Genomic DNA, 26,576 nt, shown 5'->3' with positions numbered 1-26,576 from the left:
ATGCGCATCTCTGACATCGAACGACATGATACCGACATCCTGATCCTCGGCTCTGGCGGCGCAGGGCTTTTTGCGGCGCTACACGCAAAGCAATCAGCGCCGGAAAACACGCGCATCACGCTCGCTGTCAAAGGATTGATCGGCAAATGCGGCTGCACGCGTATGGTGCAGGGTGGCTACAATGTCGCTTTGGGCGGTGGAGACACGGTTGAACGCCATTTTATGGACACCATCGAGGGCGGCAAATGGTTGCCCAATCAGGACATGGCATGGCGGCTTTGCGAACAGGCAGTTGTCCGCATCCGCGAACTGGAAAACGAAGTCGGGTGTTTTTTTGATCGCAATGCAGACGGCTCATTACACCAAAAAGCCTTTGCCGGGCAAACAGCGGACCGCACCGTTCACAAAGGAGACCTGACGGGCATCGAGATCATCAACCGGCTCATGGAACAGGTGCTGGCAAGCGGTGTGGAAAAGCTGCAGGAACATCGAGCCGTAGGACTTATTCCATCGCGTGACGGCACCGCAATAGCGGGCGTGCTGATGATCGATATGCGGTCAGGTCGCTTTCGCCTGGTGCGTGCAAAAACCATTATGATGGGGACAGGCGGCGGCCCTACCATGTACAAGTACCACACACCGTCCGGTGACAAGACAATGGACGGTCTGGCGATGGCGCTGCGAGCCGGTCTAAAGTTACGCGACATGGAGATGGTGCAGTTTCACCCCACGGGTTTGCTTGCCGGCGATCATACTCGAATGACAGGAACAGTTCTCGAAGAAGGGTTGCGCGGCGCGGGCGGTCAGTTGCTAAACCATGCCGGGCAACGCTTCATGTTCGATTATGACGCAAAGGGCGAGCGTGCGACCCGCGATGTGGTCAGCCGCGGCATTTACTCGGAAATGCGCAAGAATAACGCGCCTGATCAAGAAGGCGTTTTCATCTCGATGGCACATCTAGGGCCAGACAATGTACGAAAAAAGTTCAAGGGCATGGTGAAACGCTGCGCGGACAGTGGTTTTGACCTTGCCGCCGGACGTGTCGAAGTGGTGCCAACTGCGCATTATTTCATGGGCGGCGTAGTCGTCGATGTCGACACGCGCACAGCTCTGGAAGGGCTTTATGTGGCAGGTGAAGACGCAGGTGGCGCGCACGGTTCCAATCGGTTGGGCGGTAACGGGGTCGCAAATTCCACCGTTTATGGGGGCATCGCCGGCGATATCATGGGCCGCGACATTCGGACAATGCAATTACGCGACCCGGACGAGGACGTGCTTGCAAGCGAATTTGAGCGGGCCATTTACCCTCTTGGACGCGCTGCCGCGCCGATCCTTCCCCTGCGCCAAGAGCTGCAGGATTGCATGTGGGAAGACGTTGGGGTGATGCGCACGGCTTCAGGCATGGCGCGTGGGCTAAAAGGGATTGCCCGTGTTTCTGATGCCTTGATGGATGCAGGCGTGGACAGCAACACTCTAGCATTTAATCTTACGTGGCATGACTGGTTAAACCTGCGGTCTCTTTGTGATATCTCTGAGGTCATCGCCAAGGCTGGGATCGCTCGGGAAAACTCACGCGGCGCGCATTACCGCGAAGATTACCCGGCCTCCGGAGCGATGGAGGACAGCACGTTTACGGTGGCGCAGATGCACGGCGATGTGGTTGGGGTTTCTCAAGAACCGGTCGATTTTTCGATTGTGAAGCCCGGCGAAACGCTGTTGCCCCCTGACGCCCCAAGAACGCTGGTAGCGGCGCAATGATAAGAGTGGCCGCAGGTTGCAACGCGCGAACCATTGCGTGCCGCGTGCCACAGAAAGGCGCCGCACGGATCCCAGCGCACGTTGCGAAACCACGGTCACAGTATTCAAGACGAAAGGATAGTTGAATGATCCCGATTTCTTTGATCCAAAGCACGGCCGAAACACTGATGGACAAGGCCGCAATCGAGATTCCACATGACTATCTTGACGGGTTGCAACGCGCCGCAAAAACAGAAGATGGCGACCTTTCTTCTTTTGTTCTCAAAGCGATGCTGGAGAACTACGAAGCGGCAAAGCAAGACCGCAGGGCCATGTGCGGGGATACTGGTGTCCCGCGCTGGTTCGTCAAACTTGGCAACGAGGCTCGAGTTGAAGGCGGCATGGTTGCGCTGGAAGCCGCCTTGCGCAGGGCCACGGCAAACGCCACCAACGGTGTGCCCCTGCGCCCAAACCGGGTTCACCCGCTTTGGCGTACGGACCACGACAACAACGTCGGTATTGGTGCTCCGGAAATCGAATACGGGTTTGAACCTGACGGCGAGTGGATTGACTTGATCACGGTACACAAGGGTGGGCTGTTTGGCACCGACTACCGTATGCTTTTCCCCAGCGACGGCATGCAGGGGATCAAGCGGTTCTACCTCGACAGCCTGATGGCCTTTGGCAAACGCGGGCTGGCTTGCCAGCCGGCGATCATCGGTATCGGATTGGGCGGTTCCAAGGACATTTGCATGACGCTTGGCAAACGCGCCTCGACCCTGCGTGTGGTCGGAAGCCGCAACAGTGACCCGCGCATTGCAGAAATGGAAGACGAGTTTCGCGAGCTGGGCAATTCCATAGGCATGGGGGCCATGGGATTTGTCGGCAAGAACATGGTGATCGATTGCAACATCGAGGTAGGCTATTGCCACACCGGCGGTATGCCGATGTCGGTTCACGCATTTTGCCTGTCCTCGCGCCGCGCGGTCGCGCGCATTCATGCCGATGGCCGGGTCGAGCACCGCACGGACCCCGACTGGTTTACGGATTACCAACGCCGCGAAACAGTTGAATGGGAACCGGCCCGCGAGGCCGCGGAATGAGGCTGCTACCCCACGAAACCGATCAGCGCTTTCTCGTTTTCGCAGGAACGGGGACCGACCTGATCTTCAATCGTGGCATAGAGTTGCCGGGATTCAGTTCCTTGCCGCTGGTAGAAGATCCAAAGTTTCATCCAGTGCTGAAAGCGCAGATGCAGGACCTGATTGATCTGGCGCGCTCGGAGGGTCTTGGCTGTATCATTGACACCGCCACATGGATGGCAAATCGTGACCGCGCAGCGCCCTTGGGCAAAATGCCCGAAGACCTTGTGCAGATCAACCGCACGGCGGTGGCCATGATGCGCGAACTACGAGACGCAAGTGCACAGGACGTGCTGCTGGCGCTTTGCCTCGGGCCCGCGCGGGACCCTTACACAACCGAGCCTGCGCTGAGCGTAGAAGCCGGGCGCAGCTATCACCGCACCCAAATCGAAAGTATCCGGGATATGGGCGTGGACCTCGTTCACGCCTATACCTTTAACCATTCTACAGAGGCTGCCGGCGCTGCGCTTGCTGCTCAAGACTGCGGGCTGCCGGTGGTAGTGTCGCTTGTTGTGGAGACCGACGGTCGCTTGAACAACGGCCAACCGCTGGACGCGGCAATCGAAGAGATCGACGCTCTGAGCGGCAGTACGGCGGCCTATTTTATGGTGAACTGTGCGCACCCGGATCATTTCAGCGAGGCGCTTAGTGGCAACCCACGGCTTAAGGGGATTATCGTAAATGCCTCGCGCTGCTCACACGCTGAACTGGATGAGGCAACCGAGCTGGACGACGGCGACCCCGAAGAGCTAGGTGCAGAAGTGGCGCGGCTAGTCAAAACCTACCCGGCGCTGAGTGTTTTGGGCGGTTGTTGCGGTACCGACATGCGGCACCTCAGAGCAATGGCAAACAGCATAAGGAACGGATGATGGGTATTCGAGAAGTTACTCTGTCCACAACGCCAACTGCCGAAGATATCGCGGACTTGCAGCTTGGTGATGTCGTCTATCTCGACGGGCTCATGTATACGGCGCGCGAGGGAGTTTACATGCGCGCGCTGGAAGATCAGGCGAATATTCCGATGGAGCTGCCCGGCATGTCGGCTGCGAATTTCCACTGCTCCCCGGCGGCTCGGATCAACGCCGACGGCAGCTTTGATTTGGGCGCGGTCACGGCGACCGCTTCTTTTCGTTTCGCCAAATGGCTGCCTGAGTGGATGGCAAAGACCGGTGCGCGGTTGATTGTTGGTAAAGGCGGCATGTCCTCCAAGGATTACAAGGAGTATTTCGTGCCAAACGGTGCGGTTTACCTCTCTACTGTCGGATACGGCACCGGTGCTTTGCTGGGCCGAGGCGTCGAAAAAGTGGAAGCCGTACACTGGCACGAAGAACTTGGGCTGGCGCAGGCCATGTGGGTGATCAAATGCAACCGGATGGGACCATTCATCGTGGCGTCGGATATGCAGGGTAACTGTTTGTTTGAGCGTGAGAATGCCAAGATCGCGCAAAACGTCTCGCGTGTTTATGAAGGCACCAAGCCAGCCGTGATGAAGCGCTATGGTGAAAGCGACGACCGAACGGACGAGGTCATCTGACCCGCTGTCAAATTACTTCGCTTATTGCGATTCCGATCCCCATGAGCAGCGTCAACAGGATCAACAACCGGCGAAATCCGCCATCGCTGAGGCGCTTGAAAACGAATATCCCAACCTGACCGGCAAGCAAGCCGGCAGGGATCGTCAGCAAAAGTGCGCGCAATGCTGTCTGATCATAGGCGCCCTTCACCGCTAAGAGGCCAATGGTTGTGCCAAGGATGGCGATATTGAAAGGCTGCAAAACGGCTCTGGTTTGCGCTTTGGACCAGGGCCGCAAGGACAGCCACATCGCGGGAACCGCGCCGGAGACGGAGGCAGCGCCCCCCAAGACACCGCCCGTCAGCCCGACAGCGCCATCGATCACGGGGGTCTTTCTGGAAAATTCCGGCAACTTCGCGCGGAACCCGAAATATACGCCGTAGAGAATTAGAAAAGCTGCAATCGCTAGGCGCAGGCTGCCGGCATCTATGCGCTCCAGCAGCGTCACGCCCAGCGGGACGCCAAGCAAACCCGGCACGACAAATCGCAAAACCTGTTGTGGTCGCGCCAACACTTCCTTTCGTACGATCCAAAGCCCTTGAAGCCCCACAATCACAGACATTAAGGCAACAATGGCGACAGCGCGCAAAGGATCCAGAACAACCAGGTAGAACCCCAGCGCAAAGAGCGCTGTTCCCGTGCCGGACAAACCGTTGATAAAGCCACCTGAGCAAGCGCCCAGAATGAGAAACAAAACGTACTCCGTATTCATGCGCGCTCACTGACAATTGCTGTGTTCAACACGTCCCATAAAGCGTCCAATGCGGATTGTTTGTGGTGCGCCTCGCGGTGTGCGAGGCCAAGCGTTCTGATCGGGGCATCAGTGCCAAGGCTTAGTCGTTTGACAGGCAGCGTTTCGGGCGGGGTGACCGCGAGATCCGGGACGATGGATACGCCGAGATTGGCCTGCACCATGCTTGTGATGGCTTCGGGGCTGTCGAGTTCCATGGTCTCGTGCACTCTGATGCGGTGCGCGACCAGCCAGTTGTCGATCAATGCACCCACGACAGCATTTCGGTTAAACCGGATGAAGGGGCGTGACTGTAACAGGGCGATTGGATCGTCCAGCGGTTCGTCCTGCGCTGCGATGAGTTGCATGGGTTCATCGGTCAGCGGCCGGAACAGGACGCCCAGTGGCAACAAATGCGGTTTCGACACGACTGCCGCATCAAGGGCACCCCTTTCGATGTCTGTCATCAGAGCACTGGTCAAGCCCGGCCGCAAATGCAGGCCCAACTCTGGATAACGGGCCCGCAGGCTCGCGGCGGCTTTGGGAATAAGCCCGGTCAATGTGGTGCGCATTACCCCAAGTGTCATGACGCCGTGCAACCCGCCATCAGCAAGCACTGACGCGACAAGATTATCGTAGTCGCTGATGATCCCGCGCGCTTTTTGCACTATCTGCAGCGCAATGGGTGTCATCTCTGGCGTACGCGTGCTGCGGTCAAACAGTTTGACCCCGAGATCAGCTTCCAACGTCTGCATTTGCTGGCTTACGGCAGCATGGGTCACATTCACATTATCCGCCGCACCACTAAAGGTTTTTTCTTCGTTTATCGCCACGAGTGTCCGGAGCAATTTGATCGTCATGCCACAGCTCATTTGTAAGGAACACTGACATCAATACACAAATCTTAATATTTAGGTAACCTTAACTTACATGATATTTATTGCGTTACTGCCCTGTGGCGCTGCGATATTCGACGCGGCAATGGCTTGCAGAAGGTCACGGCGGCACTGCACAGACACGATAAAGACGGCCCGTGAACAGATGCGTCGAACAGCACCCCCCTGACACTGCAGATTCAAAGAAGCGCACATCGTTTACGATCGACTCGTGGTGTGGCTTGCCACAAGAGTCTTGCCCGGATCGGATTTGGACCAGATCCTGTTTACACAAATGACTTTGACAATCAAAACTCGCCCGCAACCACGCAAAGACCCAGGTACCGTACAAGAAGAAATTCGCACTTAATTTCGAAAAACTGAACTTCTCGCGTCGCAAAGCACACCGCACGCTAGCTGGGCATGTCCGCGAAGCGCAATGAAAACGCTCTAATGCGCAAAACCCAACCATTCGACCTTTACAATAAAAATTTCGCTTTGCTTAATCAGTAGCAGGTGGTTCGAACGCCAGCGAAAGAGGAGCATTACCCATGAAATCGCGCACGAAGGTGGCCGTTATCGGCGGCGGCATTGCTGGTTGCTCGACGCTCTATCACCTGACTCAGGAGGGATGGGCTGACGTCGTTCTTATTGAACGCGACGAACTGACGTCTGGCACCACCTGGCACTCGGCGGCTCAGGTCACAAATTTTGGCATGACCCAAACGATGGTCGGACTGAAGTCTCACTCAATCGCGTTGTATAAGAAACTGCGCGACGATCCGGACTACCCGGTAGGCTATCATCACGGTGACGGTGGCATCCGTTTGGCAAATACAGAAGCACAGATGCAGGGGTATCGACATTTTTCTTCTATGGCGCGCGGAATGGGCGTTGAATTTGAGGTCATCGATGCCGCCGAATGCGCCCGACGCCATCCGCTGATTTCTACAGATAACCTTGTCGGGGGGCTGTGGGACGGAGAGGATGGAGACATCGACCCGGCCCAACTGTGTCAGGCACTGGCGTTCCATGCGCGCAAAGCCGGCGCTGAGGTGTATCGCCAAACCGAAGTCACCGGCATGACGCAGCGCGATGATGACACTTGGACTGTCCATACTGACAAGGGCGACATTGATGCGGATATCGTCGTGAATGCGTGCGGGTACCGTGTCAACGAGGTCGGAGCGATGATGGGCGTTCACCATCCCGTCGCCTCGATGGAACACCAATATTTTGTAACAGAAGATATTCAGGCCATTGCCGACGCTGGGCACCGGATGCCGCTGCTGCGCTGTCCAATTTCGGATTACTACTCACGTCAGGAAAAAAACGGCCTGCTGGTCGGGTTTTACGAACAGGGGTGCCGGACTTGGGGCATGGACGGGATTTCGCCCAACTTTTCGAACGATCTTTGCCCGGATGATCTGGAGCGGGTAATGGATGTATTGGAGGGCGCGTTCGAGCGGATGCCGGTATTGACCGAGGTGGGTATCAAACGCGTGGTCAACGGGCCCATTACCTACACGATTGATGGTGCACCGCTCGTCGGGCCGATCCCGGGCAAGCAAAACGCATTCTGCATCATCGGCCTGCGTGCAGGGGTCGGTGAAGGTGGCGGCCATGGATGGTTGCTGGCACAACAAATCGTTCATGGTGAGGCCTGTTATGATACGTGGGTTATCGACCCGCGGCGGTTCGGACCACATGCGACCGTAGAACTAACGGCGCTCAAAGCGATTGAAGACTATCAAAACGAATTTCGCTTTCACTTCCCGCACGAACATCGACCCGCTGGGCGTCCCGCCAAAACCACACCGCTGACACCTGTTTTGGCGACGCAGAATGCAGAATTCACGGTCGTCAACGGGTGGGAACGGGTGGACTACATCAAGCCCAACCCTGACTTTGAACCGGCTTTAAGTTTTGATTTTGACGAAACATTCGACGTTGTTGCCGCCGAGGTTGCGCATGTTTCGGAACATGCAGGTCTGTGCGAGGTCAATGGTTTTAACAGAATTGAAATCACCGGCCCGGACGCGCACGCCTTCTTGGACCGTTTGGTTTGCGGTTCCGTACCACAAAGACCGGGGCGCGTTGGCCTCGGGTATCTGCTGAACAACCAAGGCTGTGTAAAGGCAGAAGCAACTCTGGCCAACCTTCCGGCGAGCGACAGAGGACCGAACCGCATTTGGTACGGATCAGCCGCCGCCGCCGAATTGCACGACATGGACTGGCTCCGCGCGCATACAAAGCCGCAAGAGGATGTCCATCTGCGCAGCCTGACCAACGATCAGACAATTCTGATCCTCGCAGGCCCCAAGGCGCGCGATATCCTGTCGGCCTGTGCCCGCGGCGATTGGTCTGCACAAGCGTTTCCATGGTTGTCGGTACGCGAATGCTTTGTCGGTATTGCGCCAGCCACGATCATGGGCGTCAGTTTTTCCGGTGAACTGGCGTACGAAATACACGTTCCGAACGCATCACTTTACGCCGCCTATCTCGCGCTTCGTGATGCTGGTGCGCCGTTTGATCTGCGCTTGTTTGGCGCACGCGCCGTTGAGTCCATGCGGATGGAAAAGGGATTTCTGCACTGGAAATCCGAGATTATTACCGAGTTTGATCCATTCGAGACGGGGCTTGATCGCTTTGTGAAATTGAACAAGGGCGATTTCGCGGGTCGAGATGCGCTTTTGATCCGCGGGGCCGAGCCGCCACGTCGAAAGCTGGTAACGCTAGAGATTTCGGCGCAGAACCGGCCCGCGCACGGCGGTGCGTCGTTGATGGATGCAGAACAGATCGTCGGCACAATTACTTCGGGCGAATGGGGGCATCGGACCGGCCTGAACCTCGCCATGGCTTTTGTCAAACCAGAATACAGTGCCGTGGGATCGGAAATGATGCTCGATGCATGTGGAGACTTGGTAAAAGCAACGGTGATCGAACCCTGCTCCTTTGATCCTTCCGGCAGCAGAATGCGCAGCTAAAGACACTAGTCTTTCAGAACGCGCCGGGAAATCTCGGATAACATACTGTCCAAGTCGCCCGGCCCGCCGATCTCGGTCAGTTTCTTATCATGCAAGATGAACGACAGGCCGTGCACAAAGCTCCACAACATGAAACCGCGCGTACGTACGTCATCCGTGATCGCAGTTTCACCAAGGCAGTTTGCGACTTCTTGCAGGACGATACCAAAGGTCTGCTCCCCGGCCTGTTTCAGCCTTTCGTCGTCTAGCCGGTCGGTAAATCCACCGAATTTCAGCCGGAAAACACCCGGTTCGCGAAGGGCAAAACCAACGTATTCGCGACCCAACGCATCAATGCGCTTAAGCGAGCCAACAGGCAGGTCCTCCAAAGCATTCAACATGTTCTGCCGGTGCCGCTCCAGTCCCTGCAGCACCATCGCGACAAGCATTTCATCTTTGTTTTTGAAATGTTTATAGGGCGCTGCCGTGGAAACGCCCGCGAGTTTGCATGCATCGGAAACCGAAAAACCGTCGGGCCCTTTCTCCTCGACCAGACGTCGGGTTGCTTCGATCAAACCAGCACGAAGGTCGCCGTGATGATATCCCAGTTTTTGCAGCTTTTCTGTAGTTTCCAAATCGCTCATACCCGGACAGCTTTTTTTGATTTTTTGGTGATCCATATTGTTTCAGATCACGTAACCCTTGTCAAAGTAAGAAGCTCTAACATATGTTAGAAGCACTAACTTAGCGACTCACTTGGACTGGATCGATCAGATGGCGCAGGCAAAAAACACAAAGCATTCACTCATTCGTCGTGGATTTCGAGCGCTGCTGCGCACTGCGGTGACACTCGCTTTTGTGGCCATCGCGGTCGTGTTGGTGCAATTAGGTGCTGCCACCTTGGAACGCCGCGCCGAAGCTGTGCCGGCGCCAGAGGCCGCACCGCTGATCCCGGTCACCGCTGCCGCGCCTGATATCGTAGACCAGTTCGAAATCACGCGCCGCTTCGTCGGCCAGATCGAGGCCGCGCGCGCAACCCAAATGTCTTTTGAGCTCGCGGGACAACTCGCAGAAATCACCGTCGATGAGGGCGACGATGTTGCCAAGGGGCAGATCGTTGCCCGGATGGATCAAACTTTGCTTCATGCGCAAAAGAAGCGATTGGAAGCGTCACGCAATGCCACCCAAGCGCAGTTGCGGTTCGCCAACCAGACAGTCGAACGCAACGACGCGCTGACACGCCGTGGATTTACGAGCCAAGCCGGGCTGGACGAAGCACGCGCCCGGCAGGACGAATTGCGCGCGCGTATCGCAGAAATCGAAGCAGACCTAGAGACCGTAAACATTCGGCTCGAAAAGTCCTTGATCGTCGCACCCTTCTCTGGGCGCATCACTGCGCGTCATGTTGACGGCGGCGAAACTTTGTCTGCGGGGCAACCCGTGGCCGGACTGGTCGAAACTGCAGCACCCGCTCTTCGGGTCGGTGTACCGCTGGATATAACTGAGGCACAGCTAGATAACGGCGCACTTGAGGTAAACGGCGCAGTTTACAGTGCAAAATTGCGCGGCCTTCGACCTGATATAGATCCTGTGACGAGAACACGCACCGCTGTATTCGACCTGCCTCATCAAGCGTCATATGCCTTTGGACAAACGGCGGCGCTGCGGTTGCAGCAACAGGTCGAGGCACAGGGATTCTGGCTGCCTGTCACAAGCCTCAAGGAAGGGCAGAACGGGCAGTGGACTGTTCTGGCGGTGGATCCTCAGCAAGTGATCCGTCTTGCACCAGTCGAAATCCTGCATGCCGAAAGCACACAGGTGTTTGTGCGCGCGGCGCTGCCCGATGGCAGCAAGGTCGTCGCCGCCGGACCACAACGGTTGACGATTGGTCAACGGGTCGCGGTTTCCACACTGCCAGAGTGATCAGGAGAGTTCTGATGCGTACGCTGACCTTTCGCCAACCGCGCCTTGTCGCTTTGATCATTCTGGTGTTGATCTCCGCTGGTCTGTCGTCACTTCTGTCTCTGGGCAGACAGGAAGATCCGACAATTACCAATCTTTTTGCCACCGTAACCACACAATTTCCCGGCGCTGATCCCGAACGCGTCGAAGCGCTGGTCACCGCCAAAATCGAAGACGAGCTTCGCACAATCGCAGAAATTGACGAGGTCTCGTCCGTCTCACGCACTGGTGTTTCGGTCGTTTCAATAGAGCTTATCGAGACTCTGGACGCTGAAACCATCGAGCAGGTGTGGTCGGAAGCGCGCGACGCCGTTGAAGATGCCCGTCGCACTTTTCCTGCCGGAGTGCTGCCGCCGGATTTTAACGCCGAAGGCATTTCAGCCTATTCCGCAGTCATTGCGATAACCTCGACGCAACAGGATATGCCAATCAGTATTCTGGCGCGGCATGCGGATGCATTGGGCGACCGGTTGCGCAGCATTCCCGCCACGCGCGCTGTGGATTTGTTTGGACAGCCTGAAGAAGAGGTCCTTGTTCAGGTAGACCCTGACAGAGCTGCCGCTCTGGGGCTCACAACCTCCGAAATTGCGCAACGCGTTGCACAGGCTGACGGCAAGGTACAAGCGGGTCGCGTGCAGGGCGGCGTTGATCTGAATATTGCTGTAACAGGTGAAATCAAATCGTTAGATCGGTTGCGCCACGTTGTGCTGCGTGAAAATGACAGCGGTGCCGCCGTGACCCTGTCCGACGTCGCTCAAATTGACCGTGGCGCGCGGGCACCGGCGTCTGATCTGGCGCTGGCCAACGGAAAACCGGCGGTTCTGGTTGGCGTGCTGGCCCAAGACGGTGTTCAGATCGACCGTTGGATGGGATTTGTGCGCGAACTCCTGGCGGAAAGCGCGGCTGAACTGCCCCTCGGGATTGAAGAAACCCTTTTGTTTGATCAAAGCGTCTACACGGTGGATCGCCTCGCCAGCGTTGGCACCAACATGGCCATTGGCGTGGGCTTGGTCGTTGGCGTATTGTTCCTGACGCTTGGACTGCGTGCGGCCGCGATTGTGGCTGTTGTTTTGCCCATCGTTTCGCTGGCGACTCTCGCCACGATGAATTTCATCGGCCTGCCGATCCATCAAATGTCTGTAACAGGTTTGATCGTTGCTCTTGGGCTTCTCGTTGATGCCGCCATTGTCATGACCGACGAGGTACGGCGCAGGCTGCTTGACGGAATGGCACGAGAAGACGCCGTAGCAGACGCTGTCAGACGTTTGGCCGCACCGCTGCTGGCATCCACGGTAACAACCGCGCTGGCCTTTACGCCGATGATCCTGTTGCCGGGGCCCGCAGGCGACTTTGTCGGTGCCATCGCCATTGCCGTTGTTCTGATGTTGATCTGGTCGCTCGTGGTTGCGTTGACAGTGACGCCTGCGCTTGCAGGCTGGATGTTGCCAAGCAAAGCTGCGTCGTCATTTTTTAGTCGCGGCATCAACATCCCGTTCCTCGGCAAAGCATTTCACGCCTCGATACGTCATGCCGTTGCGAACCCGTTGCGGGCAATGGCGCTGTCGCTGGTACTGCCGGCCCTCGGCTTTGCGGCCTTTCCCACGCTGACAGCACAATTCTTTCCAGGGGTCGAGCGCAACCAATTCTACGTTGAAATCGATATGCCTTCCGGGACATCTATAGATGCGACACATAAGGTTGCACTGGAAATGGACAGCATCCTGCGCGCGGATACCGGTGTCGCCAGCGTGTATTGGTCCATCGGTCAGTCAGGGCCGGCATTCTATTATAATATCGTGGGCAATCGGGCTCAGGAACCGGGGTATGCGCAAGCTATGGTGACCACACGCACCGATGCGGATGCCGCACGGCTGGTCGGCTTACTACAATCGGAGTTTGACGCGGTATTCCCCAATGCGCAGGTGATTGTGCGCGGACTTGTACAGGGGCCACCGGTGGACGCACCGGTCGAAGTGACGGTCACGGGTCAGGACATGGCCGAATTGCGTCGTCTGGGGGACGAGTTACGCGGTATCATGGCTGATCTGGATCTCGTCACGCAAGCGCGTGCGGCTGTGAACGGCGGCGCGCCTCAGGTCCGCTTTGAAATAGACGAGGTCAAAGCGCGGCTGCTGGGCCTTGACGTGGCGGACATCGCGGGCCAGCTCGATGCGGCGTTGGTCGGAACCACCGGTGGTTCGCTGGTCGAAGGGACCGAGGAGCTCCCCGTTCGGGTGCGCATGGGCAATCGCTTGCGCAGCGACTTGGCGGGTATCGCTGATATGCCAATCATATTGCCTGATGCCGCGAGGTTGTCCGCCAATGGGACGTTCCCTGCCGTTCCGCTATCAGAACTCGCCCGCGCCGTGGTTGAGCCTGCACAGAGCGTCATAACGAGAACGGACGGCATTCGTGAAAACACGGTTCAAGCCTTTATTGTACCAGGTGTCCTGCCCGAAGAGGCGTTGCAAGATGTGCTTGCGGAACTGGAATCGCGCGACTTCGCAATGCCTCCCGGCTACAGCCTGTCTTTGGGCGGTGACAGCGATGCACGCTCCAACACCTTAGGAAACTTGATGGCATCTGTGGGTTTGATCGTGACCCTGACCATTGCCACCATTGCGCTGACTTTCAATTCGTTCCGGTTCACCGCGGTGGCACTTGTGGTGTGCGTTCTTTCAGCCGGATTGTCGCTGCTGTCGCTTGCACTCATGCAATACCCCTTCGGCATTCAGGCGATCATCGGCGTGATCGGGTCGATTGGCGTGTCGATCAATGCCGCCATTATTATTCTGACCGGACTGCAGCAAGATGACGAAGCGGCCCTTGGTGATCCCGAGGCGATGGCGCGCGTGGTGACCGGATCAAGCCGTCACATCGTCTCGACCATGGTGACCACGTTTGGCGGATTTTTGCCCCTGATCATGGGTGGTGGAGCATTTTGGCCGCCGTTCGCAGTTGCGATCGCCGGTGGCGTGCTTTTCTCTACGGTGGTCTCTTTCTACTTTACGCCGCCAGCTTTTGCACTGCTGGCAAAGCGCAAAAAAACTGGCGTGGAAAGTGCCGCTGCCGCTAAATCGACCAAGAACCAGCCCGCGCTGAAACTGGCCGCCGAATAAACAAACGTGTCACGGCCCTGACTGGATGTTTTCCCGCAAGATCCGCGCCAGAGCATGGGCCCAATCGGTATCAGCATTGTTGCTGTGAACGGCGAGCACCAATTCGCGCTGAATGAACGGGCCGTCCCATGGCACCATCCTGACCCGCGCATCCGCGCAGCGTTGCACATCCGGTCGGGGTAGCAGCGTATAGCCCAAGCCCGCTTTGACACATTCCATCGCAGCCTCAACACTGTCTAGAACGATGATCTGATCCGGCTCATGATTGAACTGTACCAGAGCCTGCTGAATCAGTTGTCCGATCCCCGAACTGGGCCGGAAATGGACAAAAGGCAACTGCCTGGGCAGGTCGGACAGCACAATGTCGCTTTGCTGCGCAGGTGCTGCAAACACCATCTCTTCTGATGCAATGTGGTGCAAACCCAACGTGGGCGCGGTCTTGGCGACCCGTGTAACGAGCGCCGCATCCAAAACACCGAGACGCACCGCTTCGCTCAGGTCTTCTGACAGCCCCGAAGACACCTCAAAACTGGCCGCTGGCTGATGGTCTCGCACATGACCAAGAAAGGCCGGCAACAGGCGTACGCTTGCCGAAGGGATAAAGCCAATCCTGTAGTGGCCGGTAAGCGCATCCGATGCTTCAGCCATCTGCGCAAAGGTGTTTTGCGCCGCAACGACATTTGCGGCCTGTACCGCCAGTTTACGGCCAAGAGGCGTTAGCTGCGGAGGGCGGAAACTGCGATCAAAAAGCGCGCGGCCCAATTGGTCTTCCAGCGCTTTCATCTGCATGGAAAGTGCAGACAGCGTCACATTCTCTAATTCCGCCGCTTTAGTGAACGAAGACACTTGATGAATACGAACCAGTGATTTCAGTGCGGTCAAATTCATAAGTTCACTATAACTGAAATTATATTACATTTTTATTCGATTGCCTTGAATTTAGCCAGAGCAATAATCAGCGCATGAAACACGCACCACCACCAAACCGGTTTCAAGCTGCGGCCAGTACCGTGACTTCACAGTTTGCCGCGCGCGCTGACATCTGGGATCGCGAGCGCCGTTATTGCCACGACAACATCCCCGATTTGCTGTCCACGGGCCTGATGGGCATGACAATACCCCGTGCCTACGGTGGCCAAGGTGCCAGTTTTTACGACACGGTTCTGGCGGTCGAAGAAATCGCAAAAGCCTGTACGCTAACCGCACGTGTACTGGTCGAAGCCAACATGGGAGCCATTAGTGCCATTATGGCCTTTGGAACCGACGCGACAAAGCGGATGGCTGCAGATCTTGTCCTTGCGGGCGACAAGCCGGCAATCTGCATAACAGAGCCAGATGCGGGAAGCGCGGCGACCCAAATGGCCACAACCGCGCACAAGGTTGCCGGGGGATACCGGATCAACGGCTGCAAACACTGGATCACCGGTGGCGGCATCTCGAAACTGTATCTCATTTTTGCGCGTGTTTTTGATACCGGCGGCGTGGAACAAGGTATCGGCGGGTTCGTGCTTCATCACGCTAATGAAAGCACTCCAATGACCGAAGGTTTTCGCGTGGCCCGGCTGGAACGGACAATGGGTCTGTGTGGTATGCCCGAAGCGGAACTGCACTTTGAAGACCTATTTGTGCCGGAAGAGCAAATGTTGCGTACCCCTGGCGGGCACGAAAAAGGGTTTGCCCATCTCATGGGCGCCTACAACAGCCAGCGTGTCGGCGCAGGAACAATTGCCATGGGGGTAGCCGCCGGCGCCTTGGATCACGCCAAAAGATACCTGAAGGAGCGCTCCCAGTTCGGGCAGCCGCTGTCTGAGTTTCAAGGGTTGCAATGGATGCTTGCAGACATGGACACACGTGTCCACGCCTCGCGCCTGATGCTGCATGACGCGGCCCGCTCTGGCGGTGCCGGTGGTTTTCCAGAAAAAGCACTGGCCGCGCGTGCAAAACTTTTCGCATCAGAAGCGGCAATATCTGTCGTGAACGACGCTCTGCAGATGTTCGGGGCGCGCGGCTACGGAGACCAAGAACCGCTGGAAAGAATGTACCGCGACGTACGCATGTTCACGATCGGCGGCGGCACTGCCCAAATTCTACGCAACCAGATCGCCCGCGATATTTTGGCCGAACCGTCAACCCCGCGGTAAACCGCTAGGCCAGCCAACGAGCGTAGTCGCTCACCAATAAATGCTTTGGGTCGGTATCTTCTTCAATGTCAGAGAACCGGCCAATCGGTTCGCGAAAGATATTGTCTGTTTCGTCATCGTTCACTGTCGAGACTTCGCCTACAAGTACATCGCCGCCTTCGCCCCAGAAGGCATGCCAGTCTCCGGGCATCAAGGTCACGCTTTCGCCCGGCGCCAACGCAAGTTTTTCACCCGCTGCAAAATCTCGGCGTATGCCATCGCACCAGACCGTACCGCCGCGGTCCTCGGCAAAACCGCCTTCATCGTCGGAACCAAACAACTCGATAATGAGCGTGGCGCCACCGCGATTGATAATATCTTCGGCCTTGATGACATGTGTATGCATTGGGCTGAGCTGGTCCTGACGCGAGATCAGAAGCTTTTCCGCGTAGCACATCCCACCTCCGCGTTGGAGGTCTTCCAAACGACCGTTGCGCAGCGTGAACAAGAACAGTCCCATCTCATCAAAACGCCCGGCCCCATAGTCCGTGACATCCCAACCGCATCGCGCATCAATGACCCGGCGAGCGACGTCTTTGCAGGACTGGAATTCCTCGGGTGTCCAATAGGCAAACGGCGGCAAGACAAAGCCGTAAGACCGGATCATTTCGTCCGCTTCGGACATGATGTCGTTAATGGTTGAGCGTTTCATGTGCTGCCTGTCCTTCATGCGCGCGGGACCGGCCCGGGCATCCTTGCGCTCTCTTAGTATGTTGCGCGTCCGCCCGACAAGTCGAACGTGCCTGCGGTGGTAAAACTGTTCTCGGGCGAAACAAGCCAGCTGATCATTGCCGCAGCTTCTTCAAGTTCTAGAAAGCGTCCGCGCGGAATTTTCGAGAGCATGTAATTGATGTGCTCTTCACTCATCTGGTCAAAAATGCGGGTACGCGCCGCGGCAGGCGTCACGCAATTCACAGCTACATTCACGTCTGCCAATTCTTTGCCAAGCGACTTCGTCAATCCGATAACACCTGCTTTTGACGCCGAATAAGCCGAAGCGTTCGGGTTCCCTTCTTTGCCCGCCACCGAAGCAATATTAACGATCCGGCCGTAATTTCGGGCGCGCATGTCTGCCACTACGGCCTTCATAACGTGAAAAGTGCCATTGAGATTGATCGAAACGATCTGCGCGAACTCTTCTACGTCATACTCAGACACCGTCGCATTTGATCCAGCGATCCCTGCGGAGTTGACGACAATATCTACATGTCCAAACGCATCACGTGTTTTTTGGTATGCGCCACTGACACTGGACCAATCCGCGATGTCTGCGTGAATTGATAATGCGTTATTGCCAAGCTGTTTGGCGGCCTTTGAGGCCAGCGCTTCATCCATGTCCCAAACTGCCACGCGTACGCCCCTTGCACTGAGGTTTTGTGCGACGGCCAAACCGATCCCCTGCGCGCCACCAGTCACGATAGCCGTTTGCTTTTCAAAGCCAGTTGTCGCCATGTCCATTTCCTTGTGTGAGGGAGCCAAGCGTGTTTGCGTCTTTGCTTTTACAAATCAATGCGCAGCCCATCCACCCCGATAAACAGAGGGCCTTTCCAGTGCGGTACGACGGCGGCCTTCCAGTCCTCGTGTGTAAAATGTGGATCATCCGCTGGAACGAGATGCGCAAGCGCCAGCCTTTTCACTCGTGCAGCCGTGGCGCAGGCTGCAACCTGATGGGCTGCTGTATGCGATTTCTTGAGGTGCTGCATCAGCTTGTCGGTGCCATTGCCCACACGCGCTACCAGACTTGGCAAGGCCGCCTCTAACATGGCTTCGTGGACCAATAGATCTGCGCCGGCTGCAAAGGTTTCCAATTCCGGCAGAGGCGCGGTATCGCCTGAAAAAACGATATGGCAGCCATCGCACTTGAACGACAACGCATAGCAATCCACCAGCGGCGGGTGACGGGTTTTAATAGCAGAAACGACGACGCTTCCGATCTGAACCGGCGCCATGGGATCAATCTGATGAACCGAAACAAGACTTGCCAGATCGGGCCGTCCTTCATCTGAAATGCGCAAATCGACATCGTCTTTCATGGAGAGAATAAAGCCCTGCCAGTAGCGTTCGAGGCCCGGTGGGCCCCAGATGTCGACTGGAGTTTTCAGACCAGCCGTCCAAGCTGTGTGAAGCAAAGGACCAAGTTCCAGATAATGGTCAGAATGAAGGTGCGTGATAAATATTGTCGAAAGCGTCTTTAATTCGATGCCCTGATCGACGAGGCCGCGTGTTACGCCCAATCCGCAGTCGACGACAAATCTGTGACCTTCGAGGCAAAACAGGTGCGACGTCGGCATGCTGGACCCAGGGCGAATTGCCGGGCCACCCTTGGTCCCCATCAAAACCGCGTAATTGTCACTCATCATCTCGCCTGTTCACTTCTGATCGGTTGCATCGATAGGGAGCAGATTTGGCCCGCCATTCCAAGTTAGCCCCTTCCAGAACGGACATATCGGTTAGAGAACCCGCTTGAAAGGCTCCTGTAGCTGTGGAGCCACGACAAAGTCTCCTCAGTCGATGTCTCTTTCAGGGGCAGTTTGTCATCGCAAACACAGTTGCACCGCTCAGGTTTGCGTCCAAGCCACCAGGTCATCGAACCTCAATGGCCCCCAATGACCGGAACCTGGCGCTCCACAAAACCAGCCGAATCGAAAATCTCAAAAATTGGCAGTTCCGCGACACATCTCGCCACGCCACTTTGTGCATTGCTATCTGTATGGGCAATTTTCCCGCAAAAACTGTCAGGCGCTAACGGCAAATCCGCCCCGTCACACCTAGTTGACACCTTAACTGTCAATCCATTGTGAATATTACATTTTGGCAGATTGTCGCACTTGAAATTTACAAAAATACAAAACCAATTGAAATCATTTTACAAATTAATCACTGTTTTTCAGTAATATAGTTATGAATTTTCAGATTTGCCGTATCTCTGATGTTAACTTGGGAGGGTCGGCATAACACTCGAACTCCCCAGCGCAATGCAAGCAAACGATCTGGAGGAGTCAAAATGACCTTGGAATCGCGAGACCATCCCGACACGACAGAAGGCGCACCCGTTCCGCACGTGAACGCGATGCAGTACCAGCAAACATACGCCGCCTCAATCGCGGACCCTGAAACGTTCTGGGCTGCTCAGGGCAAGCGGCTGGACTGGATCAAACCCTATTCCAAAGTCAAGAATGTGGATTACACCCTCGGGTCCGTTTCCATCAAGTGGTACGAGGACGGGGTTTTAAATGTCGCTGCCAACTGCATAGACCGTCATCTCGACACGCGCGGCGATCAGACAGCGATCATTTGGGAGCCTGACGACCCGAAAGACGAAGCGCTGCACATCTCTTACCGCGAGCTACACAAAAACGTTTGCAAGATGGCTAACGTTCTCAAAGAACTTGGCGTGTCCAAAGGCGACCGCGTCGTCATCTATTTGCCCATGATCCCTGAGGCTGCGTATGCGATGCTGGCTTGCGCCCGCATCGGCGCCATTCACTCAATTGTGTTTGCCGGTTTCTCCCCGGATGCGCTCGCCGCTCGCATCAACGGCTGTGACGCCAAAGTCGTCATCACAGCTGATGAAGCGCCGCGCGGCGGGCGCATGACCGCTTTGAAGGCCAACACCGATCAGGCGCTGATGTCTTGCGACAGCGATGTTCAGTGCCTTGTGGTCAAACGCACCGGCGGCGCAATCGCGTGGACACCTCGCGACCGCGACTACAATGAACTGGCCTCTCTGGCTGCGAGCAGTTGCCCGACGGAACCAATGAACGCCGAAGACCCGCTGTTCATCCTTTATACATCTGGCTCGACCGGGCAGCCAAAAGGCGTTGTCCACACGTCAGGCGGTTACCTGACCTATGCAGCAATGACCCATGAAATTGTCTTTGATTATCACGAGGGCGATGTTTTCTGGTGTACAGCCGACGTCGGTTGGGTCACCGGACACAGCTATATTGTTTACGGGCCGCTTGCGAACGGTGCCACAACCGTGATGTTCGAGGGCGTGCCCACATTCCCTGACGCAGGGCGGTTTTGGGACGTCTGTGAAAAGTACAAGGTGAACCAGTTCTACACGGCACCAACCGCGATCCGCGCCTTGATGGCGGCGGGCGACGAGCCGGTGAAAGCCTATAATCTGTCCAGCCTGCGGACGCTGGGCACGGTGGGTGAACCCATCAACCCCGAAGCGTGGAACTGGTACAACGATGTGGTCGGCGGTGGCCGCTGCCCAATCGTAGACACCTGGTGGCAGACTGAAACTGGCGGTCATCTGATGACGCCTCTACCCGGTGCGACCGAACTGAAACCCGGCTCAGCGCAGCAACCTTTCTTTGGCATCGAGCCCTTGGTGCTCGAACCAGCGTCAGGCGAAGTTGTTGAGGGCAACGATGTCGAAGGCGTTTTGGTCATTGCAGACAGCTGGCCCGGCCAGATGCGTACGGTCTGGGGCGATCACGAACGGTTTGAAAAGACGTACTTCAGCGACTACCCGGGCTATTACTTTACCGGTGACGGCTGCAAGCGCGATGCCGACGGCGACTATTGGATCACGGGCCGTGTGGATGACGTGATCAACGTGTCTGGCCACCGTATGGGCACGGCCGAGGTCGAAAGCGCCCTGGTTGCTCATGAGAAAGTCGCCGAAGCCGCTGTTGTCGGGTACCCGCACGACATCAAGGGGCAAGGCATCTACTGCTATGTGACCTTGATGAATGGCGAAACGCCAACAGAAGACCTGCGCAAAGAGCTTCGTGTCTGGGTGCGTCAGGAAATCGGGCCAATTGCCTCGCCTGACCTCATCCAATGGGCACCCGGCCTGCCGAAAACCCGCTCCGGCAAGATCATGCGGCGCATTCTGCGCAAAATTGCCGAAGACGACTTTGCATCACTGGGCGACACTTCGACCCTCGCGGATCCATCGGTCGTTGACGACCTGATCGATAACCGCATGAACCGCGAGGACGCATAACATGGACGGTACAACTCTCCCTGAAACCGCCCCTATCCTGATCCTTCTCGGCCCTCCAGGGGCCGGGAAGGGCACTCAGGCACGTATGCTTCAAGAGCAATTTGGACTGGTCCAGCTTTCCACTGGCGACCTGCTCCGCGCCGCTGTTGCCGCCGGCACAGAGGCCGGGAAGATCGCCAAATCAGTCATGGAAAGCGGTGGGCTGGTCAGCGACGATATCGTGCTGGCAATCCTTGCTGACCGCCTGGCAGAGCCGGATTGCGCCAACGGCGTCGTGCTGGATGGTTTTCCTCGGACAACCGCACAGGCCGAAGCGCTCGACGAACTGTTAGAGCGTACCGGCCAACGCATCAATGCGGCTGTTTCGCTTGAAGTGGACGATGCCAAAATGGTCATCCGCATCGCCGGCCGCTTTACCTGCGGCGATTGTGGCGAAGGGTATCACGACACGTTCAAGCCAACAAAACTGGCTGATACCTGCGACATCTGCGGTGGCACCAATATGACGCGGCGTGCAGACGACAACGCCAAAACGGTGATGTCTCGTCTTGATGCTTATCAATCGCAAACCGCTCCCCTGATTGCTTATTACGCCGACAAGGGAGCCTTAAGACCCGTCAATGCGATGGGCGACATCCAGAACATCCGGATGCAGATCGCCGACATCGTGGCGAAAGAAACGGCGTAGCCAACGGGAAAGGCATGCACGCCATTCCCATTCACATGTCATTTATGGAGGAAGCATTGAAATGGCAGATCAATCAGTAAATTCAGCCGCTGAGACAAAGGCTGCGGAGGACGCCGGCGGATACTGGGCCGCGAACATCCGCATCATTGTCATCAGCCTAATCATTTGGGCCCTTGTGTCCTTTGGCTTTGGCATCTTGCTGCGGCCAATGCTGGCCGGAATCGAGGTCGGTGGAACCGATCTTGGCTTTTGGTTCGCCCAGCAGGGTTCAATTCTCGTGTTTCTCGGCCTGATCTTTTTCTACGCCTGGCGCATGAACAAACTCGACCGTGAATACGGCGTAGAGGAGGACTGATCTAATGGACCAGTTTACGCTTAACTTGCTGTTTGTGGGCGCTTCTTTTGCGCTTTACATCGGCATCGCGGTGTGGGCCCGCGCGGGTTCCACATCTGAATTCTATGCTGCTGGTCGGGGCGTTCACCCCGTCACCAATGGTATGGCCACTGCTGCTGACTGGATGTCGGCGGCCTCCTTCATCTCCATGGCTGGTCTGATTGCATTTACAGGATACGACAACTCGTCCTTCCTGATGGGCTGGACCGGTGGCTATGTGTTGCTGGCCTTGTTGCTTGCTCCTTACCTGCGCAAGTTCGGTAAGTTCACAGTCTCTGAATTCATCGGTGATCGGTTTTACTCCCCAACTGCGCGCCTCGTCGCAGTCATCTGTCTTATCGTAGCGTCCACGACGTATGTGATTGGCCAGATGACCGGCGTTGGCGTGGCTTTTGGGCGGTTCCTTGAGATTTCCAATACGTCGGGTCTTCTGATCGGCGCCTGTGTGGTTTTTGCCTACGCGGTTTTCGGCGGCATGAAGGGCGTGACCTACACTCAGGTGGCGCAGTATTGCGTTCTGATCATGGCTTACACAATTCCCGCCGTGTTCATCTCGCTGCAACTGACAGGAACGCCTATCCCGGCCCTTGGCCTCTTTGGCGAAACGACGGCCACGGGTGGCGAAGGCTCGGTCTACCTGTTGACCAAGCTCGACCAGATCGTGACCGACCTTGGCTTTGCCAGCTACACAGAGGCGCACAAAGACAACCTCAACATGGTTCTTTTCACGCTGTCGCTCATGATCGGTACGGCAGGTCTGCCGCACGTCATCATGCGCTTCTTTACAGTGCCCAAAGTGTCTGACGCACGCTGGTCAGCAGGCTGGGCGCTGGTGTTTATCGCCCTGCTCTACCTGACGGCCCCCGCGGTTGGCGCGATGGCTCGTCTGAACATCTCTGAAATGATGTGGCCAAACGGCGTGAACGGCGAAGCGGTCTCTGTCGAAACCATCGAGTCAGATAAAAAGTACAATTGGATGCTGACGTGGCAGAAAACCGGCCTTCTCGACTGGGAAGACAAGAACGGCGACGGCAAAATTCAATACTACAACGACAAGTCTGACGCGATGGCTGAAAAGGCTGCGGCAAATGGGTGGACGGGCAACGAACTGACCAAGTTCAATCGCGACATCCTTGTGCTGGCCAATCCAGAGATTGCCAACCTTCCGGGTTGGGTGATCGGTCTGGTGGCTGCAGGTGGCCTCGCGGCTGCGTTGTCCACGGCTGCGGGCTTGCTTCTCGCGATCTCTACTGCCGTAAGCCATGACTTGTTGAAGGGTCAACTGACACCGAACATGTCTGAAAAGGCAGAATTGATGTCAGCCCGGATTGCCATGGCCGTTGCCATCGTCATTGCGACGATCCTTGGTCTCAACCCTCCCGGGTTTGCGGCGCAAACTGTGGCTCTGGCCTTCGGTCTGGCGGCTGCATCGATCTTCCCTGCACTGATGATGGGCATCTTCTCCAAGCGCATCAACAATGTGGGTGCTGTATCGGGCATGCTCGCGGGTCTCGGCTTCACTCTCGTGTACATCTTCCTGCACAAGGGCTGGCTGTTTATCGCAGGTACGAACTCGTTCCCTGACACAGTTGACGGCTCCCTCTTTGGGATCCAGTCAACCGCTATCGGTGCGGTCGGTGCATGCATCAACTTTGCAGTTGCCTACATCGTCTCGATGTCCACTGCGGATACGCCAGACGAAATCAAGGAACTGGTGGAAAGCGTCCGCGTGCCAGCTGGTGCCGGAGGGGCAGTCGACCACTAAAAACAGCGAGGCCGGACACACGTTTGATGTATCCGGCCTTTGCACTTTTGGTTGGCCCCGCACCATGCGGGGCTCACCTCATCTGACAAGGACAGTCTGATGAATGAAGACGCGCTGACATTCCTGTCGCAGCAGCATCCCTACAACGCGCTGCCTGCGGAAATGCTTCAAAGAGTTGCATCGCAAGTCGAGCAAATCAGTGTGGATGAGGGTGAACTCATCTACCGGCTGGACGATCAGCTCGCCGGTATCTTTATTGTTCAGAACGGCCTTGTATCAGTGACTGACCCTGCTGGTCAGCAAATCTCGTTGCTCGAGCGAGGCAACTCCTTTGGCGAACGTGGACTACTGCGGGATGGCATCGCCCTGACGTCTGCGACCGCAGCTGCCGACACGCTTCTTCTCTGTTTGCCTGCGGCGGTTTTTCACCAGCTTAGGAATGATCACGGCGCCTTTCAGCGCTTTTTTGCACGTCAGGATGGATCGCAAAAAACAACGGCGCACCCGCCGTCGCTTGCACAGGTCACGGTCGAGGCCCTTATGGCGCGCAGCCCTGTCACCTGCGGCCCGGAGACTTCGGTGCAACAAGCCGCGCTTACCATGCACTCCAAACGCATCTCATGTCTTTGCGTCACACAAGATGATCGGCTGACCGGTATAGTCACGCTACGCGATCTTGTGGGCAAAGCGCTGGCAACGGGGTGCGCCCCGGCTGCGCCGGTATCAACGATCATGACCTGCAACCCTCGCGCCCTGCCCCCATCTGCTATCGGATCGGATGTTTTGCATTTGATGATGGAGTATCGCTTTGGCCACTTACCTGTGGTTCAGGATAACCAGCTGATCGGTATTGTGACGCAAACGGACTTGACCCGATACCAGGCGAACACCGCCGCCGGTCTTGTGTCCGACGCTGCGCGCGCGACATCCGTGACCGAGATGGCGGAAATCACTGCGCGCATTCCACTACTGCTAGCCCAGCTTGTTGCAGCAGGACATCGGCACGATGTGGTAACCCGGATGATCACGGATGTAGCCGATGTGGTTACCCGCCAGCTATTGCGCCTTGCCGAAAAACAGCTCGGCCCACCCCCTGCGCGCTACCTGTGGCTCGCCTGCGGCTCTCAGGGCAGGCAGGAACAGACTGGCGTTTCCGATCAGGATAACTGCCTCATTCTCGAAGACAGCATTGACGACAGCGCAAAGGCCTATTTTGAGAAGTTAGCGCATTTTGTCTGTGACGGGCTCGACGCATGTGGGTACGTCTATTGCCCCGGCGACATGATGGCGACCAACCCCAGATGGCGGCAGCCTCTGTCGGTATGGCGTTCCTACTTTGCTGGCTGGATTGATCAGCCCAGCAAGGAGGCCCAAATGCTGTCCTCTGTCATGTTTGACCTCAGGCCCATTGGCGGAGATGCGCAACTATTTGACGGTCTGCACAAAGACACGTTGCAAAAAGCTTCTGCGAACTCGTTTTTCACAGCGCATATGGCGAGCAACGCATTGAGTCATGCCACACCTCTTGGCTTGCTCCGCAACCTGGCGACGATCTCGTCAGGCGTGCATCGCAAGACCATAGACATGAAACACAATGGCGTGGTGCCGGTGGTGGATTTGGGCCGCATGTATGCGCTGCAGGGGCAAATTACCGTCGCAAATACGCGTGCGCGCTTGTGTGCCGCGATAGACACGGGAGCGGTGAGCCAGAAAGGCGGGCGCAACCTTCTGGACGCGTATGATCTGGTAGCACAAACGCGGCTGGAACATCAGGCTTCGCAGATCAAGCGCGGAGAGAAGCCCGACAACTATTTGCCGCCAGAAACTTTATCAGACTTTGATCGCAGTCATTTGCGCGATGCTTTCGTGGTCATTAAAACGATGCAGTCTGCACTGATGCAGGGACGCGGCGTATTGGCCTAAAGACGGCCACAGAAACGCAAGGGGGAGGCTTGAGACATGTTTTTCGAATTAATCGGGACCATAATGGCGGGCGCCGCCATGGCGTTGATCATCTGGGCGCTCAATCGCGTGCTCAAGGGGCGCTTGCCGTCTTGGATGATACCCGTCGGTGCAGGGCTGGCAATGATCGTTGCCACTATTTCAAGTGAATACGGATGGTACAATCGCACTGCCGCAGCAATGCCTGCGGGCATGGTGGTTGCCGAAACTGTAGAGGAACAAGCTTTTTATCGGCCATGGACCTACGCCCGCCCCTTCGTAACACGTTTTGTCGCCGTGGATCAGGCCAGCGTGAGGACACATCCCGACCAGCCCGATCAACGCATTGTAGACTTGGTTTTTTATGGCAGGTGGAGCCGGACGGCCAAGGTTCCGATGCTGTTTGACTGCGCAGGTGCCCAAAGGGCCGACATTGTAGACGGCATCACATTCGGGAACGGTGGCGAAGTGACCAACGCGGAGTGGATCAAAATGGCAGCCGACGACCCGGTACTCACAGCCGCCTGCGCGCGGACGTGAG

The 26,576-nt window shown here is 56.6% G+C and carries 21 protein-coding genes; 14 read left to right on the top strand and 7 right to left on the bottom strand.

Features of this window, described 5'->3' with window-relative positions:
* The 4 genes from AC2D8V_RS03135 (at position 1) to AC2D8V_RS03120 (ending at position 4,413) form a co-directional block, all read left to right on the top strand.
* Positions 1 to 1,758 carry an L-aspartate oxidase gene (locus AC2D8V_RS03135; protein ID WP_484732053.1) on the top strand — a complete coding sequence of 586 codons (1,758 nt, stop codon included), beginning with the start codon at positions 1 to 3 and terminating at the stop codon, positions 1,756 to 1,758.
* Positions 1,759 to 1,883: 125 nt separating this feature from the next.
* Positions 1,884 to 2,840: a fumarate hydratase gene (locus tag AC2D8V_RS03130; RefSeq protein ID WP_484732052.1), complete on the top strand. Its 957-nt coding sequence runs from the start codon at positions 1,884 to 1,886 to the stop codon at positions 2,838 to 2,840.
* On the top strand, positions 2,837 to 3,748 hold the full coding sequence (locus tag AC2D8V_RS03125; protein WP_484732051.1) for a homocysteine S-methyltransferase family protein: 912 nt from the start codon (positions 2,837 to 2,839) through the stop codon (positions 3,746 to 3,748). Before AC2D8V_RS03130 ends, AC2D8V_RS03125 begins: the two co-directional genes overlap by 4 nt.
* Positions 3,748 to 4,413 (top strand): fumarate hydratase C-terminal domain-containing protein, encoded by a 666-nt coding sequence (locus AC2D8V_RS03120; RefSeq protein ID WP_484732050.1) that lies wholly within the window; start codon positions 3,748 to 3,750, stop codon positions 4,411 to 4,413. Before AC2D8V_RS03125 ends, AC2D8V_RS03120 begins: the two co-directional genes overlap by 1 nt.
* 7 nt (positions 4,414 to 4,420) lie before the next feature.
* On the opposite strand, the gene AC2D8V_RS03115 is transcribed toward AC2D8V_RS03120, so the two are convergent.
* A complete protein-coding gene (locus AC2D8V_RS03115; protein ID WP_484732049.1) occupies positions 4,421 to 5,164 on the bottom strand; it encodes a sulfite exporter TauE/SafE family protein in 744 nt (247 codons plus the stop codon).
* Positions 5,161 to 6,042: a LysR family transcriptional regulator gene (locus AC2D8V_RS03110; protein WP_484732048.1), complete on the bottom strand. Its 882-nt coding sequence runs from the start codon at positions 6,040 to 6,042 to the stop codon at positions 5,161 to 5,163. Before AC2D8V_RS03110 ends, AC2D8V_RS03115 begins: the two co-directional genes overlap by 4 nt.
* A gap of 566 nt (positions 6,043 to 6,608) precedes the next feature.
* Here AC2D8V_RS03110 and AC2D8V_RS03105 point away from each other — a divergent pair.
* On the top strand, positions 6,609 to 9,044 hold the full coding sequence (locus tag AC2D8V_RS03105; protein WP_484732047.1) for a GcvT family protein: 2,436 nt from the start codon (positions 6,609 to 6,611) through the stop codon (positions 9,042 to 9,044).
* Positions 9,045 to 9,049: 5 nt separating this feature from the next.
* On the opposite strand, the gene AC2D8V_RS03100 is transcribed toward AC2D8V_RS03105, so the two are convergent.
* On the bottom strand, positions 9,050 to 9,667 hold the full coding sequence (locus AC2D8V_RS03100; RefSeq protein ID WP_484732046.1) for a TetR/AcrR family transcriptional regulator: 618 nt from the start codon (positions 9,665 to 9,667) through the stop codon (positions 9,050 to 9,052).
* A gap of 130 nt (positions 9,668 to 9,797) precedes the next feature.
* Here AC2D8V_RS03100 and AC2D8V_RS03095 point away from each other — a divergent pair, with 130 nt between their 5' ends.
* Complete coding sequence (locus AC2D8V_RS03095; protein WP_484732045.1) at positions 9,798 to 10,946, top strand: efflux RND transporter periplasmic adaptor subunit; 1,149 nt, start codon at positions 9,798 to 9,800, stop codon at positions 10,944 to 10,946.
* Positions 10,947 to 10,960: 14 nt separating this feature from the next.
* Positions 10,961 to 14,104, top strand: coding sequence for an efflux RND transporter permease subunit (locus AC2D8V_RS03090; RefSeq protein ID WP_484732044.1), 3,144 nt, complete (start codon positions 10,961 to 10,963; stop codon positions 14,102 to 14,104).
* Positions 14,105 to 14,113: 9 nt separating this feature from the next.
* On the opposite strand, the gene AC2D8V_RS03085 is transcribed toward AC2D8V_RS03090, so the two are convergent.
* Positions 14,114 to 14,992 carry a LysR family transcriptional regulator gene (locus tag AC2D8V_RS03085; RefSeq protein ID WP_484732043.1) on the bottom strand — a complete coding sequence of 293 codons (879 nt, stop codon included), beginning with the start codon at positions 14,990 to 14,992 and terminating at the stop codon, positions 14,114 to 14,116.
* A 74-nt stretch (positions 14,993 to 15,066) separates the two neighbouring features.
* Between AC2D8V_RS03085 and acdA the strand changes: the two genes are divergently transcribed.
* Positions 15,067 to 16,245: a 3-sulfinopropanoyl-CoA desulfinase gene (gene acdA / locus AC2D8V_RS03080; protein WP_484732042.1), complete on the top strand. Its 1,179-nt coding sequence runs from the start codon at positions 15,067 to 15,069 to the stop codon at positions 16,243 to 16,245.
* Between the two features lie 4 nt (positions 16,246 to 16,249).
* On the opposite strand, the gene AC2D8V_RS03075 is transcribed toward acdA, so the two are convergent.
* Genes AC2D8V_RS03075 through AC2D8V_RS03065 form a run of 3 tightly spaced genes read right to left on the bottom strand, consistent with a single transcriptional unit; the run spans position 16,250 to position 18,641 of the window.
* Positions 16,250 to 16,936: a D-lyxose/D-mannose family sugar isomerase gene (locus AC2D8V_RS03075; protein WP_484732041.1), complete on the bottom strand. Its 687-nt coding sequence runs from the start codon at positions 16,934 to 16,936 to the stop codon at positions 16,250 to 16,252.
* A 53-nt stretch (positions 16,937 to 16,989) separates the two neighbouring features.
* Positions 16,990 to 17,736 carry an SDR family NAD(P)-dependent oxidoreductase gene (locus AC2D8V_RS03070; RefSeq protein WP_484732040.1) on the bottom strand — a complete coding sequence of 249 codons (747 nt, stop codon included), beginning with the start codon at positions 17,734 to 17,736 and terminating at the stop codon, positions 16,990 to 16,992.
* Between the two features lie 47 nt (positions 17,737 to 17,783).
* Positions 17,784 to 18,641 carry an MBL fold metallo-hydrolase gene (locus AC2D8V_RS03065; protein ID WP_484732039.1) on the bottom strand — a complete coding sequence of 286 codons (858 nt, stop codon included), beginning with the start codon at positions 18,639 to 18,641 and terminating at the stop codon, positions 17,784 to 17,786.
* A 647-nt stretch (positions 18,642 to 19,288) separates the two neighbouring features.
* On the opposite strand from AC2D8V_RS03065, the gene acs reads away from it, so the two are divergent.
* The 6 genes from acs to AC2D8V_RS03035 all read left to right on the top strand — a co-directional run bounded on the left by acs (position 19,289) and on the right by AC2D8V_RS03035 (position 26,575).
* Entirely contained in the window at positions 19,289 to 21,247 is a 1,959-nt protein-coding gene (gene acs / locus AC2D8V_RS03060; protein WP_484732038.1) for an acetate--CoA ligase, read from the top strand.
* Between the two features lies 1 nt (position 21,248).
* On the top strand, positions 21,249 to 21,935 hold the full coding sequence (locus AC2D8V_RS03055; RefSeq protein WP_484732037.1) for an adenylate kinase: 687 nt from the start codon (positions 21,249 to 21,251) through the stop codon (positions 21,933 to 21,935).
* Positions 21,936 to 21,996: 61 nt separating this feature from the next.
* A complete protein-coding gene (locus AC2D8V_RS03050) occupies positions 21,997 to 22,290 on the top strand; it encodes a DUF4212 domain-containing protein (RefSeq protein ID WP_484732036.1) in 294 nt (97 codons plus the stop codon).
* Between the two features lie 4 nt (positions 22,291 to 22,294).
* Positions 22,295 to 24,094 (top strand): sodium:solute symporter family protein, encoded by a 1,800-nt coding sequence (locus AC2D8V_RS03045; RefSeq protein ID WP_484732035.1) that lies wholly within the window; start codon positions 22,295 to 22,297, stop codon positions 24,092 to 24,094.
* Between the two features lie 99 nt (positions 24,095 to 24,193).
* Positions 24,194 to 26,017 carry a DUF294 nucleotidyltransferase-like domain-containing protein gene (locus AC2D8V_RS03040; protein WP_484732034.1) on the top strand — a complete coding sequence of 608 codons (1,824 nt, stop codon included), beginning with the start codon at positions 24,194 to 24,196 and terminating at the stop codon, positions 26,015 to 26,017.
* A 36-nt stretch (positions 26,018 to 26,053) separates the two neighbouring features.
* Positions 26,054 to 26,575 (top strand): hypothetical protein, encoded by a 522-nt coding sequence (locus tag AC2D8V_RS03035; protein WP_484732033.1) that lies wholly within the window; start codon positions 26,054 to 26,056, stop codon positions 26,573 to 26,575.
* Position 26,576 lies beyond the last annotated feature (1 nt).

Source organism: Roseobacter sp. YIN89 (assembly GCF_057219365.1).
This window is presented reverse-complemented; position numbering and strand designations above follow the sequence as displayed.